Raw genomic sequence first — 19,426 nt, forward strand, 5'->3', positions numbered from 1 at the left:
ACTTTGTTATTTACAATTTTAACTAAATAGAACAAATGATGGATTCATGACGATGTTTACATATAAGAGGATGAAGCGTGGTGCTATATTTTGTCTTGAATAAACATAGTCTTTGAAAGAGAGTACGAATGATACTAAAGGGGAGGCTTTATACTTGAGTTTACAAATTCAAAACTTAACGAAACAATTTGGGGAATCAAAAGCAGTTAACGGTTTGCAAATTTCGTTACCAAAAGGTGAAGTACTAGGGTTACTTGGACGAAATGGTGCAGGGAAAACAACAACAATCAAAATGCTTCTCGGATTATTAACGCCTAATGAAGGTTCGATTACATGGGATGGAAAAGCATTTGGAAATAGTGGTGTAACAATTGGGTATTTACCAGAAGAAAGAGGTTTATATACAAAAAGTAGAGTAATAGATCAGCTGCGATATTTTGGTAGATTAGAAGGAATGTCGAAGAAAGAAGTGGATCACGCTATTGATCACTGGTTAGAGCGTTTAGCGATACCAGAATATAAATTTAAAACGGCTGGAGAGCTTTCAAAAGGGAATCAGCAAAAAATCCAATTAATTGCTGCTCTTCTTCATAATCCGGAACTTCTCATTCTAGATGAACCATTCAGCGGCCTTGATCCAGTTAATGCTGGGATGTTAGCTAGTATTATTGAAGAACAAGTACAGAGCGGAAAGACGATTATTTTATCAAGTCATCGTATGGAACAAGTAGAGGCTTTTTGCCAACATGTATGTATTTTGAAAAAAGGTGAAGCAGTCGTAAAAGGACAGCTAAGTGATATTAAGAAAGAATACGGTTTCCGTAATTTAACGATTGAAGATACAGTAGAGAATGAAAAGGGATTAGAAGCTATACATGTATCGTATGAAAAACAACAAGGCCTTCTTTATGTGAAAGTACAAGACGATGCGGAAGCTCTCAAGATTTTGCAACAGTTGCAAGAGCAAGGTGTTAGCTTACGACAATTCAAAATGTTAGAGCCGACGTTAAACGAAATCTTTGTAGAGAGGGCGAAATAACGATGCGTAAATTTTCTCACGTATTTTCATTTTATTTTAGGGAAGCGTTTTTATCTAAGAAATCATTAATTACGAGTGCGATTTTATTTTTAGTTGTGTTTGGGATTTTTGCATTTAATCATTTTACTTCAGGCGATGATAAAAATAAGGATAAAGATAAAATTGCAGTTGTAGTAGAGAGTTCCACATATAAAGTACAAAAAGATGAGCTAAATAAGCTATTGCCATCAGCAAAAATAACAATTGGTTCAAAGGATGATTTTGATAAACTGCATAAGCAAGTAGAAGAAGGCGATTTAGATGGTCTATTCCATGTGACGGAAAAGGGTGGGGCTCCATCGATTACATATATGTATAATGGATTTCCAAGCCAAGCAACTTCTGCAATTATGGCAGGATATTTAAAGCAACAATATACGATGGTGACGATTGCCAAAAATAATGTTTCACCAGAAATTGCACAGCAATTACAAACAGAAATTCAAGTAAAGCAAGAAGCGATAAAAGATCGTACATCTTCTTTCGGAATTGCCTATTTCTTTACATTTGCTTTATATATGTTTATTGTAGCGTTCGGAAATACAATCGCAATGAATATTGCATCTGAAAAGGCGTCACGTGTAATGGAAGTAATGCTTCCGAAAGTGAAGCCTCTTACGATGATGTATGCGAAAATTTTAGCGGTTGTTTCAACGGCGTTATTGCAACTTGTCGTATTGGCGTGTGGTTATCTTATTCCATATTTGTTAGGTTGGGTCGATTTAGAAAGTGCCTCACTATTTGGTATTCCAATTGACTTTACGAAATTAGATGCAAAAGTTATCAGCATGTTTCTTGTTTATTTCATTACGGGATATTTACTTTATGCGATGATGTATGCTGCTGCTGGAGCTGTCGTGTCTAAGACGGAGGATTTACAAGCTGTATCTTTCCCGGTAATGATTTTAATTATGGCTGCATTCTTTATTAGTATTAAATCATTAAGTGATCCGAATAGTACTATCGTTGTTGTAAGTTCTTATGTTCCATTTTTTACACCGATGGTTACCTTCTCACGTATTGTAGCTGGTGAAGCAGGTATGCTAGAAATTACGATAACATTAGCAGTCTTATTGGCGACAATTGCAGTATTAAATGCTGTTACAAGCCGCATTTACGTAAACGGCGTAATGAATTACTCAGATAAAGTGAAATTTAAAGATTTAGCGAAATTTATAAAGCGTCAATAATGAGAGAAAAGCATGATTTCAATAGGAAATCATGCTTTTTCTTTATGTATAAATTAAAAATAGTATATAATAATAAGAGTCGTCTTTTAATAGAATGAATAAAAAGGAGGGTGTGCAGATGGGGATTAGTAGTCGTTTTACAGTAGGTGTTCATATGCTGACATTACTTGCGATAGATCGAAACTCTCGCTGTACCTCTGAATGGATTGCCGGTAGTGTGAATACAAATCCAGTTGTGATTCGTCGCATTACAGGAATGTTGAAGAGAGCAGGACTTGTTGATGTACAAGCTGGTAAAGGTGGTACGACACTTGCTCGAGATTTAGAAGAAATTACATTACTTGATGTATATAAAGCAGTGGAAGTTGTAGAAGAAGGACAGCTATTTTCCTTCCATGAAAATCCCAACATTGAATGTCCAGTAGGAGCTAATATTCAATCAGTATTAGAAATTATTTTAATGCAAGCGCAAGAAGCGATGGAAAACGTACTTGCAAATGTAACGGTAGATCAGTTAGTTACAAATTTAAAGTCTAAAATGAAAGAATAAAAAAAGCGAGCTTCCTCATAATGAGGGCTCGCCTTTTTTTATTCAGAAATATTGAAAATTCTATTTTTCAGTATTTAAAATGAATTTACCTACGATAGCTGCGAAGATACCACCAAGAATTGGTGCTACGATGAATACCCATAGTTGAGAAAGTGCTTCTCCACCAACAAATAAAGCTGGTGCGATACTACGAGCTGGGTTAACAGATGTTCCAGTTAACGGAATTCCTAATAAGTGAATTAAAACTAATGTGAAACCAATTACTAGTCCAGCTAAAGAAGAACTTCCTTTTTTACCTGTTACAGCAACGATAACTAAAATAAATACGAAAGTTAAAATGAACTCAACTAAAAATGCTCCAGATAAACCAAGAGTTCCGAAACCATTTTGTCCTAAATTATCTAAAGGTGTTTTAGCAGATTTTAAAATTGTTACTAACGTTGCAGTTCCTAATAAACCACCTAAAATTTGAGCTAATACATAATAACAAAGTTCCATAGCGTTCATTCGTTTGTTGATGAACATAGCTACTGATACTGCTGGGTTAATGTGACATCCAGAAATTGTTCCGATGCTATATGCCATAGCTACAATAGATAAGCCGAAAGCCATAGCGATTCCTAATGTTCCAATTCCTTCAATTCCGCCGCCAGTGACAGCTACTCCAGTTCCGAATAATACAAGTACAAATGTACCAATAAATTCAGCGATTGCTTTTTTTAACATAATTTACCTCCTATTAATGCGCATGAAACGTATTATAACATAAGTTTTAGTATAAGCAGCCAATGAAATACTATTCTGATAAGGCGAAATAGGGGGACAATAAAAAAGAGTATGGTTCATCTCTATAGAACCATACCCTTTTTTTATGCCGATTTTTTCTGTTTAACGACTGGAACAGAACGGTTTAAAATACTATTTGCAACCATTCCTAACATGATAATAATCATTCCGATGAGAGAAAGTCCTCCAGGGAGTGAACCATTTAAGAAAATGATTTCTCCAAGTACGGTAAAGACCATCGTTCCAGCTTGTGTTGCTTCAACAGCTCCAAGTAGAGCGAGGTTATCTTTTGCTAAGTCAGTAGCAAAGAAAAATGTCATCGTTGCAATAACGCCGGAACATAATGCTAACAAAAATCCTTGAAGCATTTGGCTGGATGTTGGAATGCCAGTAGTAGAAAATCCGTATATACCAAGCAAGATTGTTATAGGAAGACTTCCAATTGCCATTCCTAATACACGTTGGAACGTATCAAGGCGTCCACCAACAAGCTCCATCATTTTTCGGTTACCGAACGGATATAAGAAAGCGGCTAATACGACAGGTAAAAAACCTGAAATGAACTGAGTCATTGTAATATGGCCTGCGGCAGTTGCTTGCATACAAATTACACCAAGTAAAATAAATAATGCAACATATAAGCTACGAAGTGGAATTTTTCCACGTACAAGTTTGGTACCTGATTTTGTTTCTATTTTCACGAAAAATAGTGGTGATAGTAGTAAACCAGCTAAAATCGTAACTTGCCAAGTTCCAGCAACGAGCCAAGCTGGAGAAAAGACAGCTGCAAAACTTAATAAAGAATAGAAACCAATACCAGCAACAGAACCCCACCCGATCCAAGCCAATGGATGTTTCTTTAATTCTTCCCATAACTCCCTTAAGTTTTTGCGAAATAAAACGATAAGGAATAAAATAGGGAGAGCAAATAAAAAACGGAAGGAAGCTGTCCAAGCCCAGCTCGTTCCAGATACATTCATCGCTCGATTTATAATAAAAGTTGCGGAAAAAAAGGCTGATGATAAAAGGCCTAATAAAATTGCGCGCATGAAGTATAGCACTCCTTTCGGGATTTAATGATTATGTATAGTATAATATACTTTATATAGATAAAAGTAAACTATTTTATATTTTAAGGTGGTTTTATAGATGAAAGAACATGAAGATATGCAAACGAAAGAAGTTATTCAGCAAGTAGGTCAGTTATTAAGGCAAATTCGAAATGAACAAAAATTAAGTTTAGAAGAATTAGCTCAAAAAACAGGGGTTAGTAAATTAACATTAGGAAAGATTGAAAGAGGCGAAACGAATCCGACGTTAGCTGTCATTTGGAAAATAACGAAAGGGTTATCGATTCCTTTATCGAGATTGATGGTCGTTGGAGAACCTGTAGCGGTTGCTCGCTGCGGAGAAGGATTTGCAGTAGACGTAGGACAAGCATGGCATTTAGAAACAATGTTCCGTTATACGAAAGAAACGGGTATGGAAATGCACCGTGCTTGTTTAAGGTCGAATAGTATATATGAACCAGAAGCTCATCATGAAGGTGCTATTGAGCTTGTAACGGTAATGAAAGGGAAAGTATCGATTCAAGTAGAAAGCGATGTTTACGAATTAAATGAGTTTGACTCTATTCAATTTGAAGCGAATAAGAAACATAGTTATAAGAATGAAGAAGATGAAGTGGCGGTATTACATTTAACGATGAAATATTCTTCATGAAAAAATCCCCTATGGAAAAATCTATAGGGGATTTTGTATACACTATGCTCAAATATACGAAAGAATGTTATTAGTAAGAGCGTGGCATAAGTAATAAACAAATAAAATAAACTAAAAACCCCGTCCCAAAACATAAAACTGCAATGACCCAAAGTATGCGAATGAGAGTAGAGCTAATATCAAAATATTCTCCTAAACCACCGCATATACCAAATAGCATTTTATCAGTTTCGGATTTATATAATTTTTTTGACATATTACGATCAACTCCTTTTTATAGCAAACTATATACTTCTATTCTATATGGAAATCTATGAGGAGACTATGAGGTTGTATGACATTTTTTTATAAAGTGAACCGTATTTTACACTTTAGATGTGAGGTCATATAAACAATAAATCTAATTTATAGCGCAGTATAATAGTTTACGATAAAAATAAAAAGGCCTTAGGTAGCAAAATTTAAGCTACCAAAAAGGCCTCATATTATTGTTTCATTTTATAGTTGAATTGTTGATGTATCCAATGTGAAAACAGAAAACAAATACTTAGTGAAAGAGTAACCGCTATACTAACCCAAATGCTCGTTAAAGGACCGATTAAGAAGTAAACTACATAACCGGTAAGAGCACCAATAATCGAGATGAGCGGTATAATGATGCTGATTTTTTGCTTGCTGAAAATAACGAATAATATTGTGATGATAAGAGATGTATAAAGAATACCAAAGAAAAAAATAATTTCTAAAATCGTATAGTTTGTAGTAATTGTAATGAAAAAAGCTAAAAATCCGATGGTGATAGAAATAAAATGAGTTGTATATAATTTAAAATTTATTTTTGTAGGTATCATCGGTATAAAATCTCGAATGAGTTTAGTAAATCCATGTATCCAAGAAATAAAACTAGAAGTTATTGCGCTTAACGAACCGATAACGAGCAGATAAAATAAAATGGTAAATTCTATTTTTTTTGGAAGCTGGACTAGAAGATCGTATAAATGATCTAAGCTCCCACTAAAGATAACTATCATAATTAGAGAAGCGAATGCCAAAGGGATAGTAATCCATATAAATCCTGATAGTAAAAAAGTTGGAATAATTTTTTTAGGATGAATACGGAAAGCTTTATCCCAAGATGCAGGGCTTATTAATACTCTTCCTGTTTCAATGAGAATACCGGCAGTAAGAAAATATATTCCATTTCTATTTTCATAAAATAACAAGTACGGGTGATATAAGCGGATTCCATCGTATACATGGGTAATGCCATCTTGCACAAAAAAATAAATTGGAATAATGATCATAGTAGAAAACATTAATACAGTTTGCATAATAGCCATTTTAGTAAATAGCTTAGCGTTACTTAATATTACGAATATTGTACAAAGGGTAATGAAAAGGAAAGAACCCAATGTATATGGAATATGGAAAAAAACATTAAGTAAAATACTAGCAACTTTCGTTTGAATGAACATACTTTCTATACTTAATAGAACAAGGAAAGAGCATACAATTATATATCCTTTGCAAGAAAGTTTATAAGATAAGTAATCGTGAATGGATTCTCCTTCTGGGAATGTAGAACGTATTTTTTTTATTAAAATCCCCAATAAAATAAGAGTAAAAGGGCCAATCATCGCATAAAGAATACCAGCGATTAGCCCATAATTAATAATCGATTCAGGTAAAGCGAGCGTCGATATACTTGCGACCCATTTAGATAATAAAAGAACAGTACCAGTTCCAATGCCTAATTGTAAAGGTGTGAAAGCTGAGTTGTTTTTCTTCACAATTTATCCCTCGCCTCTATATTCTTTCGGAGTCATTCCGGTCATCTTACGAAAAACAGTGCTGAAATAATGCTGACTATTAAAACCAGATCTTTCAGAGATTTGAGAGATACACCAATGTGGGTGTTCCATTAAATATTTCTGTGACATTTCAATCCGATATTGCATGATATATCCGGAAAATGAAACCCCTACTTCTTCATGGAATTTTCGGCTTAAATAAGTCGGATTTGTATGTACTTTAGTTGCGATGTCTGCTAAGTGTAGTTTGTCATGAAAAGTTTCATGGATGATGTCTAATGTATCTTGAATAATACGTGAGTAGGAAGGGGTATTAGCATCTCCTTTGTACTTTTGTAATATATCGATGAGTTCTTTCTCTATAATTGGCTTTGTTATGTAGTCAATAACGCCTAGACGAATAGATTGTTTTGCATAATCGAAATTTTGATATGCGGTTACAATAATGATATCGAGGTTAGAGTTATTATTTTTTAATTTCTCACCTAGTTGTAGGCCGGATATGCCCGGAAGGTGAATATCTAAAAGTGCCAAATGAATTGAGAATTTTTCATTTATACGTAAAGCTTCAGCCGCATCTAAAGCTAGATGTAATGTCCAATTAGGGAACTGACGGTGGATAAGAAATTCTAATTGTTCCAGTTCCAGTGGTTCGTCATCTACTAATAGCACGTTCATTTTTGTATTACCTCCTCTGTGTTTTTTTCTGTGATGAAAGGCCATGTGATTTCTACTTTCGTGCCATTCTCTTTTGTAGAGAGGAAAGAGAATGTAGTTTGTTCTTGAAAGAATAACTGAAATCGTTGTTTTATATTTTCAAGTCCGTATCCGCTTTCTTCCGTATGGGAAGTAAATGGTTCGTTTTGAGTACCGTTGTCGGATACTAGAAGTGTAATTCGGTTATTTGTATTGTGTAGATGAATATTTAAAATAGCTTGACCAGCTTTTTTTTCAAGACCGTGTTTAAAAGAATTCTCAACTAACGTTTGAATAACGAAAGGTGGAATATAAGCATTCTGTAAATCTTCAGAAGAAGTAATATTTATTGAAAGTCTCGAGCGAAACCGCATTTTTTGAATCTCAATATAATAATTCGTATAAGCCAGTTCTTCAGAGATTGGAATTAACAAATCTGTTGTTTTATATTTTCCTTTCAAAAATAGAGAAAAGATCTCGAGTGATTTGACAACTTCATCTGTTCTCTGTAGACGAGCTAAGCTCAAAATTGTATTTAATGTATTGAATAAAAAATGAGGCTGAATTTGTTGCGTAAGTTGATGATATAAAGACTGTTGCAACTCTCGTTCCAGTGCTATTTTTTTCTTTTCACTTTCTAGTAAATCGATTCGTTTTTCAAAAATAAATAAACATAATAAAATAATAGCTCCAAAAATTGGAGCTAAGACAAGTATAGTTATTAATACAGCAAATGCTTCATAAGTTAACATACATACCTCAATCTTGTTTTTTATTATTATACTAAAGCGTTGTAAATGTTTCTATTATTCAGACTCGGATCAAATGATATGACAGGCTACTTTATGACCTTCGCTTATAGATTGAAAACTTGGTTGCTGCGTAGCGCATTTTTCAATGGCATACGGACAACGAGTATGAAAACGACAGCCTTTTGGCGGGTTTAGAGGAGAGGGGAGGTCTCCTTTAAGTTCAATGCGTTCTTTTTTCGTTCCTGCACTAATGGTAGGAATTGCTGAGAGAAGCGCTTTTGTGTAAGGGTGTTGCGGATTGTTAAAAAGAGAATGTTTATCGGCAATCTCCACAATGGTACCAAGGTACATTACAATGATGCGATCTGATATGTGACGAACGACAGCTAAGTCGTGAGAGATGAATAAATATGTTAACCCGTATTGTTGTTGCAACTGCTTTAATAAATTTAAAACTTGTGCTTGCACTGAAACATCTAAGGCGGAGACAGCCTCGTCACAAATAATGAGTTTTGGATTAACAGCTAAGGCGCGTGCGATTCCGATTCTTTGCCGTTGACCACCGCTAAATTCATGTGGATAGCGCTTCACTGCATCAGGTGGAAGACCAACTTTCCCGAGCAGCTCAATAACTTTCGCCATTCTTTCACCTTTTGGGCATACGTTTTGAATGGCTATAGCTTCTTCTAAAATGCTCCCTACAGTTTGCCTAGGGTTTAAAGAAGCAAAGGGATCTTGAAAAATAACTTGTAAATCTTTTCGAACCTTTCGCATTGCTGAGTTATTTAATTCTAGTAAATCCTTGTCTTGAAAAATAATTTTTCCACTTGTTGCTTCATCAAGGCGTAATATTGCACGCCCAGTGGTGGATTTTCCGCAACCAGATTCACCAACAATACTAACAGTTTCCTTTTCGTAAATTGTAAAGCTAATATCGTCAACCGCTTTAATATAGTTAATAGAGCGTCCTAGAATTCCTTTTTTTATAGGGAAGTATTGTTTTAAGTTTTGTACTTGTAATAACTCTTTTTTATTTATTTGCGTAGCAGTAGACATATTATAATACCTCCAATTTTTCTGAAGATGATTTATCCCAAAGGTCTGTAAACATCCAGCATCGAACTTTACTTCCATCTTGTGTGAGTTGAAGTTCTGGAAGAGTATTGTGACATAGTTCTTTTGCATGTGTGCATCTATCAGTAAAGCGACATCCGCTCGGCATATGGTATGGACTCGGTACGGATCCAGGAATAGTTTGTAACTCTTCTTGGTCTGTATCGAGTCTTGGAAGAGATTGAAGAAGTCCGATTGTATAAGGATGTTTTGGACTAGTAAATATATGCTCGATATCTGCATATTCGACGATTTTTCCAGCGTACATAACGGCGACTCTATCGCATGTTTCTGACACGACTCCTAAGTCATGTGTAATCATGATAATTCCCATACCGAGTTGTTTTTGAAGTGATTTCATAAGTGATAATATTTGGGCTTGAATTGTTACATCAAGAGCAGTTGTTGGTTCGTCTGCAATGAGTAAATCTGGATTGCAAGCAAGTGCCATTGCAATCATAATGCGTTGTCGCATTCCTCCGCTTAGTTCATGAGGCTCTTGTTTTGCACGCTTTTCAGGAGAAGGAATTCCAACTAGTTTCAACATATCTACGGCTTTATTCCAAGCTTCCTTTTTATTTAATTTTTGATGGATACGAATTGCTTCTGCGATCTGTTCCCCAACAGAATATACTGGATTCAAAGATGTCATTGGTTCTTGGAAAATCATTGAGATTTGATTTCCGCGAATTGCACGCATTTCAGCTTCGTTTTGTTGTAATAAATCTTTTCCTTTAAATAAAATGCTCCCCTCAATTTTACTGCCGCTTTCTCGGTCAATTAATCTCATAATGGATAGAGAAGTGATACTCTTCCCACAACCAGATTCACCTACGATGCCGAGTGTTTCTCCTTTAGAAACAGAGAAATTTAAACCATCAACCGCTTTGCTTACACCTTCGTCTGTAAAGAAATGTGTTTTTAAATCTTTAACTTGTAATACCTCTTCCTTTTTATTCATGTTTGTGCACCCCCTTAATTAAGCTCAATACGTTTATTGAAATGACGGTATAAAATATCAACAATAAGATTGACTAGAACGAAGATGACCGAGGCGATTAATACGCCTCCTTGTAACATTGGTAAGTCTCTCATTCGGATGGCGTCTACAATCAATCTTCCAAGTCCATTTATAGCAAAAACTGATTCTACTAAAACTGTACCGCCTAAAAGGGCACCAAATTGTAATCCAACAACAGTAATAACGGGAATTAATGCGTTTCTCAAAGCATGTTTATATATAACAACTCTTTCTTTTACCCCTTTTGCTCTTGCTGTTCGTATATAATCTTGGCGTATAACATCAAGCATACTTGAGCGAGTCATACGTGCTACAATTGCTGCGCCAGATGCACCAAGTGTAAGTGCTGGTAAAACCATGTGCATCCAAGTTCCCCAACCAGAAACCGGGAATATTTGAATTTGGACAGAGAAGTAGAAAATGAGCATAAGTCCAAACCAAAAGCTTGGTAATGAGACACCTAACAAAGCGATAATCATAATAGAAACATCTGTCCAAGAATATTGCTTTGTAGCAGAGATGATACCAGCAATCATCCCAATTACAACTGTAATGACGATACTACACAGTGCGAGTTCAATAGTGATTGGAAGGCGGATTAATACTTCGTCTAACACTGGGCGGTTAGAACGAATTGAAACCCCGAAATCTCCTTGTAATATATTTCCGATATAAGAGAAATATTGCATGATAAAGGGTTTGTCTAATCCTAATTGATGGCGTATTTGCTCGACAGTTTCTTTTGATGCTCCTTCACCAGCGATAAGGAGAGCTGGGTCACCGGGTACCATTTGCATAATTAAGAAAACGACGAATACAACGCCAAAAAGAACGGGAATTAATTGTAGTATTCTACGAAAAATAAACATTAGCATGTATAATGCCCCTTTCTATTTTTTAAGTCTCGGATCTAGTGCATCACGTAATCCGTCACCAAACATGTTTAAACCGATTACGAGTGTAGACATTGCGATTCCAGGAAACATTGCAATATGTGGTGCGGTAAATAAAAAGTCGCGCCCATTACTTAACATGGCACCCCATTCAGGTGAAGGTGGTTGCGCTCCAAGTCCTAAAAATGATAATCCAGCTGCAGATAAAATTGCTGTAGCTAAGCGTAAAGTAGCTTGGACGATAATAGGTGATAAGATGTTAGGGAATATGTGTTTCATAATAATAGTAAAATCATTTGCCCCTAGTGCTCTTATAGCATCGATATACTCTAATTTTTTTACTGTTAATGTAGAAGCTCTAACGATACGAGCGAACATAGGGATTGAGAAAAAGCCAATAGCGATAATTACGTTCACAAGACTTGGTCCTAGTGCGCCTACAATGGCAAGAGCAAGTAAAATACCAGGGAAAGCTAGCATAATATCAATGATTCGCATAATGATTGTGTCAAACCATCCACCGTAATAACCAGAAATGATACCAAGAATAATGCCGAACAATGCCCCTATAAATACAGAAGAAAATCCAACAAGTAACGAAAGGCGTGTCCCGTGTAAAAGGCGGCTTAAAATATCTCTGCCTTTATCATCTGTTCCCATCCAATGTTCCATAGATGGTGGTTGTAATTTGTTAACTAACTGAATATCAAATGGATTGTAGGGTGCTAACAATGGGGCAAATATAGCTATTAAAATATAGAAAAGAACGATAACACCCCCGATAAATGCCATCTTATTTTTTTTCAGTTTTCGATAGCTAATGATCCATTTCGATGTGTTCTTCGTTTGAATTGTTTGCAAAGAAGTATTTTCTTCTTTAGAAAGACGAACTTCCATTTTTCATACCTCCCTTTCTTTCTTTATGATTAAATTATCAGAAAATTAAAACGAGTCAACGAGTTTAAAACAATAAGTAAAGAAAGTGCAAATAGAAGTAAAGATGTTTCAAAAGAATTCAGAAAATTCAATAAGTAAAGAAAGTGCAAATAGAAGTAAAGATGTTTAAAAACTTTTTCCGCAAAGTTATTTATAATTACAAATACATAGACGAAATTGAAAAAGAAAGGGTGGTGGAATGATCTGCTATTAGAAAGTAGGGGATAGAAAGCTAGATGTAAGGTTTCACTTTAGGATGTAGAGATAAAAGAAAGTGGAGGGGGAAGGGCAATGAGATTCAAAAGGGGACTTGTGATTTGTTTTATCACAATTTTATGTCTTTCAGTTTTTCTAGCGGGGTGTTCATCTAATACGAAGACAGGAAATGAAGGATCAGGAAGCAATGGAACAAAAGAAGGCGGTGTTTTAACAATTGCTAGACTGTCAGATGCTGATAATTTAGATCCGCATTTTATTACAAACATCCCTTCCGCAAGTGTTGTGTACCATAAAGTATATGAAAATCTTGTACAGCGAGATAAAAACATGGATTTTAAGCCGATGTTAGCAAAGGAATGGAAACAAATTGATGATTTAAATTGGGAATTTAAGTTGCAACAAGGAGTGACATTCCAAGATGGTGCACCATTTAATGCTGAGGCAGTAAAGAAAAACTTTGAACGTGTATTAGACCCGAAAGTAGGTTCAAATCGAGCAACTGTTTATTCCATGATTCAAGAAATAAAAGTAATTGATGAATATACAGTACAGTTCGTATTGAAATACCCATACTCACCTCTTTTATCTATTTTCGCAAGTAATGAAGGAAGTATTTTAAGTCCGAAAGCAATTGATGAAAAAGGGAAAGGCTTAGCGCAGCATCCGGTTGGGACAGGTCCATATACTTTTAAATCATGGAAACCAGGTGAAGAAATTCGCCTTGAAAAGAATAAAAATTATTGGGGTGAAAAATCAAAGATTGATGAAGTGGTATTCAAAGTAGTACCAGAAGATGCAACACGTATTGGAATGATTGAAACTAGTGAAGCTCACATTGCAGAGAATTTACCTGTAACTGAAGTAGAACGTGTGAAAAATTCACCATCTATGGAGTTAATTGAAAATGAAGGTTTAGGTGTAGAATATATTGGATTTAATGTACAGAAAAAGCCATTTGACAACCCGCTCGTTCGTCAAGCGATTGCACATGCAATTGAAACGAAAGGGATTTTAAAAGGGGTATATAACAATGTTGGGACTGAAATAAACTCCGTAATGACTCCTAAAGTGTTCGGTTATACGAAAGACGTAAAAGGATATAAGTATGACATTAATACTGCGAAAAAATTATTAGCAGATGCTGGTTATCCAAATGGATTTAAAACAACAATTTGGACGAATGACAGCAAAGTTAGAATGGCGTTAGTGGAAGTAATTCAATCTCAATTAAAAGGGATTGGCGTTGATGTAGAAATTAAAGTTATGGAATATGGTGCGTTTTTAGCTGCAACGAATAAATCAGAACATGCGATGTTTGTTGGAGGATGGGGAAACGCAACAGGTGATGGTGACTATAATCAATATAATTTATTCCATTCTAGTTCACACGGAGCAACTGGTAACCAATTTTTCTATAGTAATCCGGAAGTAGATAAATTAATAGAAGAAGCTAGAAAAGAAAAAGATGAGACGAAGAGAAAAGAATTGTATAAACAGTTACAAGAGATTGAATTAAAAGATGCTTTACTAGTACCAATTCGAGGGATTAATCATATTGCGGCAACTACGAAAAATATAAAAGGATTTTGGATTGATCCATCTGGGTATTTGCGGCTGGAAGGTGTAGAGCTACAGTAAAATAGAAAATTCTATCAGTGTAAAAATGATTTTACACTGATAGAAATTTTTATCTATTTTTGTTTCGTTTGTAAGTAGAAAAATCATATTGCGAAGGGAGATTGACAAAGTGAGTGTGAAATCACAATATTGGTTAACGAATGTAAAACTTGAATGTGGGTACGTATATGAGGAAGCGCGAATTACAAGTACAGAAACAGAAATTTGTAGTTTATTTATTGAAGATGGAAAGATTACGAACATATTACCTGGAATTGTATCAGAGCAAGATGGTGAAGTAGTAAATGCAAATGGTTTACTGGCATTACCAGCATTTGAAGAAATGCATATTCATATTGATAAAACGTATTATGGTGGACCATGGAAAGCATGTACACCAGTAAAAAGTATATTCACTCGTATTCATGAGGAGCAAACTATTCTTCCGAAGCAATTAGAAACTGCAAAGAGTAGAGCGGAGAAAATGTTGCAATTACTTCTTGAAAATGGAGCGACAAATATTCGAACACATTGCAATATTGATCCTGTAATTGGTCTTGGGAATTTAGAAGCAACGATTGCGGCACTGGAAACATATAAAGATAAGTTATCAGCAAAAATTGTAGCATTCCCGCAACATGGTTTGTTAAGAAGTAATTCCGTAGGGCTTGTAAAAGATGCTATGCGTATGGGAGCTCATTTAGTAGGTGGAGTAGACCCAGCCACAGTAGATGGTAATATTGAAAAATCATTGAATATAATTATGGATATTGCAGTAGAGTTTGATTCAGACATTGATATTCATTTACATGATGCGGATCAACTTGGAACATTTACAATGAAGAGATTAGCTGCACTAACAGAAGAAGCAGGGTGGCAAGGAAGAGTTACGATTAGTCATGCTCTTGGACTTGGAGATGTATCTGTAGAAGAAGCGGAGGAAATGGCTGAACGACTTGCGGCATTAGGTATTGATATAACGTCAACAGTTCCAATTAGTAGACATGTAATTCCAGTTCCGTTATTAAATCGTAAAGGTGTAAAAGTTTCGCTAGGAAATGATAGTATAACTGATCATTGGTCTCCGTTTGGGACAGGAGATATGTTGCAAAAGGCAAATTGTCTAGCGGAGAGATTTAGATGGATTGATGAGCGCTCTTTAGGGAAAGCACTTCAGTTTATTACGGGTGGGAAATCTATATTAGATGATCAAGGAAATCGTCAATGGCCAAAAATTGGGGATGAAGCAAATATCGTCTTTACAGAAGCATCATGTTCAGCCGAGGTAGTAGCAAGACAAACAGAGCGCTGTGCGGTTTTATATAAAGGGAATGTTGTTGCTGGTAGTTTGGAAAAAACGGCTATAAATAATCTTGTTTGAGAGGATGATTGAAATGCAAAATGTGTATTGGTTAACGAATGTACGATTAGAAACAGGTTACAAGTTTAATAATGAAGTAGTTACAGGCACAGAAACAGCTTTGTATCATTTACTTATACAAGATGGAAAGATTGCAAAGATTGTACTTGCGGATGCACCGCTTCAAACGGAATATGAAATGAAAGATGCGAAAGAATTGCTTGTTCTTCCGTCGTTTGTGGAAAATCATTTTCACCTTGATAAGACAAGACTTGGTGGTCCATGGGAAGCATGTACACCAGTAAAAAATATTATTGAGAGATTAGAGTTAGAACAGCAGGAGTTACCAATTTTAGCTCAAACAACTGGAGAGAGAGCAGAGTTATTACTAAGCAACATTTTAAATGCTGGTTCGACTCATATACGAACGCATGTAAATATTGATCCGTATATCGGTCTTAAAAACTTAGAATCTGTACGTCAAACTTTAGAGAATATGAAAGATGCGTTTACATATGAAATCGTAGCATTCCCGCAGCATGGTTTACTTCGTACAGAAGCGCATTCTCTTATGAGAGAAGCGATGAAAATGGGCGCAACTTTAGTAGGTGGTGTAGATCCAGCTACTGTAGATAATAATATTGAAAAATCACTTTTTGATATGATGGAAATTGCTGTAGAAGCAAATGCCGATGTTGATTTGCATTTACATGATGCAGGGCATTTAGGTATTTATACAATTAAAAAGTTAGCTCAGTATACAGAGGAGGCTAGTTGGGACGGACGTGTTGCGGTCAGTCATGCGTTTAGCCTAGGAGATGTATCTAAAGAAGAAGGAGCAGATATGGCAGACTTATTAGCTGAAAGAGGAATGTCTATTATTACGACGGTACCAATTAACAGAAATATGCCGCCAGTACCATTACTTACAGAAAAGGGTGTTTCCGTTTCTTTAGGTTGCGATAGTATGTTTGATTCATGGGGACCATTCGGAAATGCTGATATTTTTGAAAGAGTAGGGCGTTTAGCGGAAAAGTATCGCTGGATTGATGAAAAGTCTTTAGCTTCTTCTTTAACTTATATTACAGGTGGAAAAACGCCATTGGATCAAGACGGAAATCAAGTTTGGCCTAAAGTAGGAGATAAAGCTGATTTTGTTTTCTTACAAGCTACTTGTTCAGCAGAAGCGATAGCTAGACGTGCACAGCGACCTGCTGTGATGAAAGGTGGAAAAATAGTAGCAGGTTCCTTGCAACATGTTCAAGGCGTATTGATTTAATTTACGTATCTCCCTAATTTATATATATTTTTTCAAGGGTTCCTAATGAAAGAATAGGAATCCTTCTTTTTTACGAGAAAAGGAGGGGAATAGGTGACACGTACTTATATATTACTGTTTATATGTGTAGTAGTTTGGGGGAGTAATTTTATATTTGGTGCGATTTTAGTAAATACATTTCATCCGGTGTTGTTAACGACACTTCGCTTACTATTTATTAATTTGTTTTTTCTAGCGTACGCTATTATGTGTAAGAAAGGCTTATATATAGAAAAGAATGAAATGAAAGGTGTATTATTAATTGGAGTCATAGGTGTCGCGATTAATCAATGGTCTTTTTATGAAGGGTTACAAACAGCAGATCCAACAACAGCTGCGCTAATATTAGCACTTACTCCTGTCATGACTTCTATTTTAGCGGTATTTATTTTAAACGAACCGTTAACAGCTAAGTTAGTAATAGGAGGGGGAATTGCTACTTTTGGAGTGTTTTTTGTAATTGGTGTTGGGCAGAGGTTTGTCTTTTCAGAAGGGTTAATATGGATTTTTATAACGATGCTATCTTTTTCTTTATCTATCGTTTTAATTCGGAAATTGGGGAACAGAGATGATATGTTTTTGATTACATTCTTTTCTTCAATTTTTGGTTTTTTAATTATGCTACCGTTTCTTGCTTTTACCTTTTCTCACATAACGTTGAAATACTCTATAGAGAGTTGGTCGCTTCTTATTGTGACAGCAATACTTATGCATGGAATTTGTACATTGGCTTGGAATAATCAATTGAGAAAAGCACAAGCATCAACAGCAGCCATGTTTTTAAATTTAGAACCATTCGTTACGATGGTGGTAGGCTATATTATATTGCAGAAAAGTGTAACAGCTATTCAAATAATTGGAGCTGTTTTTATCGTTTGTGGAGTGTATACTGCGACATTTGGATACGGGAAGAAATCGAAGGGACAAAAAGTTTTGTTTCGAAAAGCTACGTAATAGTATAGTGTGTATTTCTATGTGAAATGTATGGAAGGGATGAAAAATTTGGACAATCAACATAACCAAAATCATATTATGGGAACTTTGCAATGGTTTATATTTTTATTAGCGAATTCAATCGCATTACCAATTGTCGTTGGCGGATTATTTCATCTTACGACGGAGGAAATATTTTATTTAATGCAGCGTACATTTTTTGTAGTTGGTATATCTTCTTTTTTACAAGGGTGGCTTGGACATAGACTACCAATTGCAGATGGACCAGCTGGATCATGGGTTGGCGTATTTACCGTACTTGCTTACGCAACTGTCGGGCAAGAGCAATTACACAGTACATTGCAAATTTTAGAATTAGGAATGATAATCTCAGGTGTTATTTTAATAGGACTAGGAGTAACTGGTTTTATCGGACGTATTTTATTTTTATTTACGCCACTTGTGACAGGGACGTTTTTACTTTTATTATGCTTACAATTAAGCGGTGTATTTTTAAAAGGAATGCTAGGAATTACTGCTACTGTTTCTCAAATTGATGCATTTACAGCGATAATTGCGTTTAGTATATTTCTTTTCGTTATTATACTATCTAATTTTGGGAAAGGTTTTGTCAAAAGTTATGCGGTTTTAATAGGATTAATTAGTGGGTGGATTCTTTTTCTCATTGCAGGAAAAGTGACGATTCCATCTCAAGTAACTCATTTTGTGCAACTTCCGCAAATATTTGCTTGGGGACTTCCAAAATGGAATACAGGTATGGCAGTATCAAGTTTCGTTATGGTATGTATTTTAGTTTCAAATACAGTGGCAGCTATTATAGCGATTAATCAAGCTACCATTCAAAAAGCGACTATTGAACAGAAACAGTTGAAGGATGGAACGTGGGTTGGAGGCATTTCACACATCATTTCTTCCATATTTTCAACTGTAGGTGTCGTGCCGTTACCGGCAACGGCAGGATTTATACGTTTAACGAAACAAAAATATATACGTTCGTTCTTACTAGCATGTATGTTACTAGTCGTAATGTCGCTGTTCCCAAGTATTATTCGTTATTTAGCATCTTTACCATCCGCTGTCGCATCTGCGGTTTTAATGGCTTCTTTCGTACAGTTAATTGGAATTGGGTTAAATAATATAAAACAAGTGGAGCTTAATGAAAGGAATGTAACAATTTTAGGCGTTGCAGTATTATTTGGTAGCGGCGTTATGTTTTTACCGTCTGGAGCGCTCCAGTCCTTGCCGTCTGTCATACAATATATATTTGGAAATGGTTTGTTCGTAGGTACAGTTGTCAGCATATTACTAGAACAAATATGGCGTACCGAAAAGTAAGTGGATACAAAGAGTGAACGCACTGTATAAAAGTCTAAAATAACATGTGAAATAAAGCCCATTTTCATTCACCAC

At 35.5% G+C, this 19,426-nt stretch carries 19 protein-coding genes; 9 read left to right on the forward strand and 10 right to left on the reverse strand.

What is annotated here, in order from left to right:
* Window positions 1-154 precede the first annotated feature (154 nt).
* From ACS2QP_RS15520 to ACS2QP_RS15530, 3 genes are all read left to right on the forward strand, one after another.
* Window positions 155-1,039, forward strand: a complete 885-nt coding sequence (locus tag ACS2QP_RS15520) for an ABC transporter ATP-binding protein (RefSeq protein ID WP_000058117.1) — start codon at window positions 155-157, stop codon at window positions 1,037-1,039.
* 2 nt (window positions 1,040-1,041) lie between these two features.
* A complete protein-coding gene (locus ACS2QP_RS15525; protein WP_001224982.1) occupies window positions 1,042-2,268 on the forward strand; it encodes an ABC transporter permease in 1,227 nt (408 codons plus the stop codon).
* A 118-nt stretch (window positions 2,269-2,386) separates the two neighbouring features.
* Window positions 2,387-2,818, forward strand: a complete 432-nt coding sequence (locus ACS2QP_RS15530) for an Rrf2 family transcriptional regulator (protein ID WP_000512998.1) — start codon at window positions 2,387-2,389, stop codon at window positions 2,816-2,818.
* Window positions 2,819-2,878: 60 nt separating this feature from the next.
* Here ACS2QP_RS15530 and ACS2QP_RS15535 read toward each other — a convergent pair whose 3' ends face one another.
* Both ACS2QP_RS15535 and ACS2QP_RS15540 read right to left on the reverse strand, forming a co-directional pair.
* The gene (locus ACS2QP_RS15535) at window positions 2,879-3,544 is read right to left on the reverse strand and encodes an aquaporin (RefSeq protein ID WP_000913213.1); all 666 of its coding nucleotides are present in this window, start codon (window positions 3,542-3,544) and stop codon (window positions 2,879-2,881) included.
* 143 nt (window positions 3,545-3,687) lie between these two features.
* Entirely contained in the window at window positions 3,688-4,653 is a 966-nt protein-coding gene (locus tag ACS2QP_RS15540) for a DMT family transporter (protein WP_438882584.1), read from the reverse strand.
* Window positions 4,654-4,753: 100 nt separating this feature from the next.
* Here ACS2QP_RS15540 and ACS2QP_RS15545 point away from each other — a divergent pair, with 100 nt between their 5' ends.
* Entirely contained in the window at window positions 4,754-5,326 is a 573-nt protein-coding gene (locus ACS2QP_RS15545; protein WP_000658051.1) for a helix-turn-helix domain-containing protein, read from the forward strand.
* A gap of 70 nt (window positions 5,327-5,396) precedes the next feature.
* Here ACS2QP_RS15545 and ACS2QP_RS15550 read toward each other — a convergent pair whose 3' ends face one another.
* The 8 genes from ACS2QP_RS15550 to nikC form a co-directional block, all read right to left on the reverse strand.
* Complete coding sequence (locus ACS2QP_RS15550; protein WP_000038791.1) at window positions 5,397-5,582, reverse strand: PspC domain-containing protein; 186 nt, start codon at window positions 5,580-5,582, stop codon at window positions 5,397-5,399.
* Window positions 5,583-5,811: 229 nt separating this feature from the next.
* The gene (locus ACS2QP_RS15555) at window positions 5,812-7,116 is read right to left on the reverse strand and encodes a sodium:solute symporter (protein ID WP_438882585.1); all 1,305 of its coding nucleotides are present in this window, start codon (window positions 7,114-7,116) and stop codon (window positions 5,812-5,814) included.
* 3 nt (window positions 7,117-7,119) lie between these two features.
* On the reverse strand, window positions 7,120-7,815 hold the full coding sequence (locus tag ACS2QP_RS15560) for a response regulator transcription factor (RefSeq protein ID WP_001101757.1): 696 nt from the start codon (window positions 7,813-7,815) through the stop codon (window positions 7,120-7,122).
* Window positions 7,812-8,585: a sensor histidine kinase gene (locus ACS2QP_RS15565; RefSeq protein ID WP_000958967.1), complete on the reverse strand. Its 774-nt coding sequence runs from the start codon at window positions 8,583-8,585 to the stop codon at window positions 7,812-7,814. The genes ACS2QP_RS15560 and ACS2QP_RS15565 overlap by 4 nt, the downstream gene beginning before the upstream one ends.
* Window positions 8,586-8,654: 69 nt before the next feature.
* The gene (locus ACS2QP_RS15570; RefSeq protein WP_000102013.1) at window positions 8,655-9,641 is read right to left on the reverse strand and encodes an ABC transporter ATP-binding protein; all 987 of its coding nucleotides are present in this window, start codon (window positions 9,639-9,641) and stop codon (window positions 8,655-8,657) included.
* 1 nt (window position 9,642) lies between these two features.
* The gene (locus ACS2QP_RS15575; protein WP_438882586.1) at window positions 9,643-10,659 is read right to left on the reverse strand and encodes an ABC transporter ATP-binding protein; all 1,017 of its coding nucleotides are present in this window, start codon (window positions 10,657-10,659) and stop codon (window positions 9,643-9,645) included.
* A gap of 14 nt (window positions 10,660-10,673) precedes the next feature.
* The gene (gene nikB / locus ACS2QP_RS15580) at window positions 10,674-11,594 is read right to left on the reverse strand and encodes a nickel ABC transporter permease (protein ID WP_000928487.1); all 921 of its coding nucleotides are present in this window, start codon (window positions 11,592-11,594) and stop codon (window positions 10,674-10,676) included.
* Between the two features lie 15 nt (window positions 11,595-11,609).
* Window positions 11,610-12,509 carry a nickel transporter permease gene (nikC, locus tag ACS2QP_RS15585; protein WP_438882587.1) on the reverse strand — a complete coding sequence of 300 codons (900 nt, stop codon included), beginning with the start codon at window positions 12,507-12,509 and terminating at the stop codon, window positions 11,610-11,612.
* Window positions 12,510-12,839: 330 nt separating this feature from the next.
* Between nikC and ACS2QP_RS15590 the strand changes: the two genes are divergently transcribed.
* The 5 genes from ACS2QP_RS15590 (at window position 12,840) to ACS2QP_RS15610 (ending at window position 19,351) form a co-directional block, all read left to right on the forward strand.
* Entirely contained in the window at window positions 12,840-14,405 is a 1,566-nt protein-coding gene (locus ACS2QP_RS15590; protein WP_001211304.1) for a glutathione ABC transporter substrate-binding protein, read from the forward strand.
* Between the two features lie 109 nt (window positions 14,406-14,514).
* Complete coding sequence (locus ACS2QP_RS15595) at window positions 14,515-15,765, forward strand: amidohydrolase family protein (RefSeq protein ID WP_438882588.1); 1,251 nt, start codon at window positions 14,515-14,517, stop codon at window positions 15,763-15,765.
* A 13-nt stretch (window positions 15,766-15,778) separates the two neighbouring features.
* Window positions 15,779-17,023, forward strand: coding sequence for an amidohydrolase family protein (locus ACS2QP_RS15600; RefSeq protein ID WP_438882589.1), 1,245 nt, complete (start codon window positions 15,779-15,781; stop codon window positions 17,021-17,023).
* Window positions 17,024-17,116: 93 nt separating this feature from the next.
* Complete coding sequence (locus tag ACS2QP_RS15605; RefSeq protein WP_000198920.1) at window positions 17,117-18,016, forward strand: DMT family transporter; 900 nt, start codon at window positions 17,117-17,119, stop codon at window positions 18,014-18,016.
* A 30-nt stretch (window positions 18,017-18,046) separates the two neighbouring features.
* Complete coding sequence (locus ACS2QP_RS15610; protein ID WP_318581820.1) at window positions 18,047-19,351, forward strand: purine/pyrimidine permease; 1,305 nt, start codon at window positions 18,047-18,049, stop codon at window positions 19,349-19,351.
* Window positions 19,352-19,426: the final 75 nt, after the last annotated feature.

Origin of the sequence: Bacillus cereus group sp. Bce019 (assembly GCF_051781745.1) — a bacterium.
Classification (GTDB): domain Bacteria; phylum Bacillota; class Bacilli; order Bacillales; family Bacillaceae_G; genus Bacillus_A; species Bacillus_A cereus.

What these genes read in the sequence shown, in the direction of transcription:
- ACS2QP_RS15525 (WP_001224982.1), top strand. Translation starts at nt 1,042, where the DNA reads ATGCGTAAATTTTCTCACGTATTTTCATTTTATTTTAGGGAAGCGTTT.
- ACS2QP_RS15530 (WP_000512998.1), top strand. Translation starts at nt 2,387, where the DNA reads ATGGGGATTAGTAGTCGTTTTACAGTAGGTGTTCATATGCTGACATTA.
- ACS2QP_RS15535 (WP_000913213.1), bottom strand. Translation starts at nt 3,544, where the DNA reads ATGTTAAAAAAAGCAATCGCTGAATTTATTGGTACATTTGTACTTGTA.
- ACS2QP_RS15540 (WP_438882584.1), bottom strand. Translation starts at nt 4,653, where the DNA reads ATGCGCGCAATTTTATTAGGCCTTTTATCATCAGCCTTTTTTTCCGCA.
- ACS2QP_RS15545 (WP_000658051.1), top strand. Translation starts at nt 4,754, where the DNA reads ATGAAAGAACATGAAGATATGCAAACGAAAGAAGTTATTCAGCAAGTA.
- ACS2QP_RS15550 (WP_000038791.1), bottom strand. Translation starts at nt 5,582, where the DNA reads ATGTCAAAAAAATTATATAAATCCGAAACTGATAAAATGCTATTTGGT.
- ACS2QP_RS15560 (WP_001101757.1), bottom strand. Translation starts at nt 7,815, where the DNA reads ATGAACGTGCTATTAGTAGATGACGAACCACTGGAACTGGAACAATTA.
- ACS2QP_RS15565 (WP_000958967.1), bottom strand. Translation starts at nt 8,585, where the DNA reads ATGTTAACTTATGAAGCATTTGCTGTATTAATAACTATACTTGTCTTA.
- ACS2QP_RS15570 (WP_000102013.1), bottom strand. Translation starts at nt 9,641, where the DNA reads ATGTCTACTGCTACGCAAATAAATAAAAAAGAGTTATTACAAGTACAA.
- ACS2QP_RS15575 (WP_438882586.1), bottom strand. Translation starts at nt 10,659, where the DNA reads ATGAATAAAAAGGAAGAGGTATTACAAGTTAAAGATTTAAAAACACAT.
- nikB (WP_000928487.1), bottom strand. Translation starts at nt 11,594, where the DNA reads ATGCTAATGTTTATTTTTCGTAGAATACTACAATTAATTCCCGTTCTT.
- nikC (WP_438882587.1), bottom strand. Translation starts at nt 12,509, where the DNA reads ATGGAAGTTCGTCTTTCTAAAGAAGAAAATACTTCTTTGCAAACAATT.
- ACS2QP_RS15590 (WP_001211304.1), top strand. Translation starts at nt 12,840, where the DNA reads ATGAGATTCAAAAGGGGACTTGTGATTTGTTTTATCACAATTTTATGT.
- ACS2QP_RS15600 (WP_438882589.1), top strand. Translation starts at nt 15,779, where the DNA reads ATGCAAAATGTGTATTGGTTAACGAATGTACGATTAGAAACAGGTTAC.
- ACS2QP_RS15610 (WP_318581820.1), top strand. Translation starts at nt 18,047, where the DNA reads ATGGAAGGGATGAAAAATTTGGACAATCAACATAACCAAAATCATATT.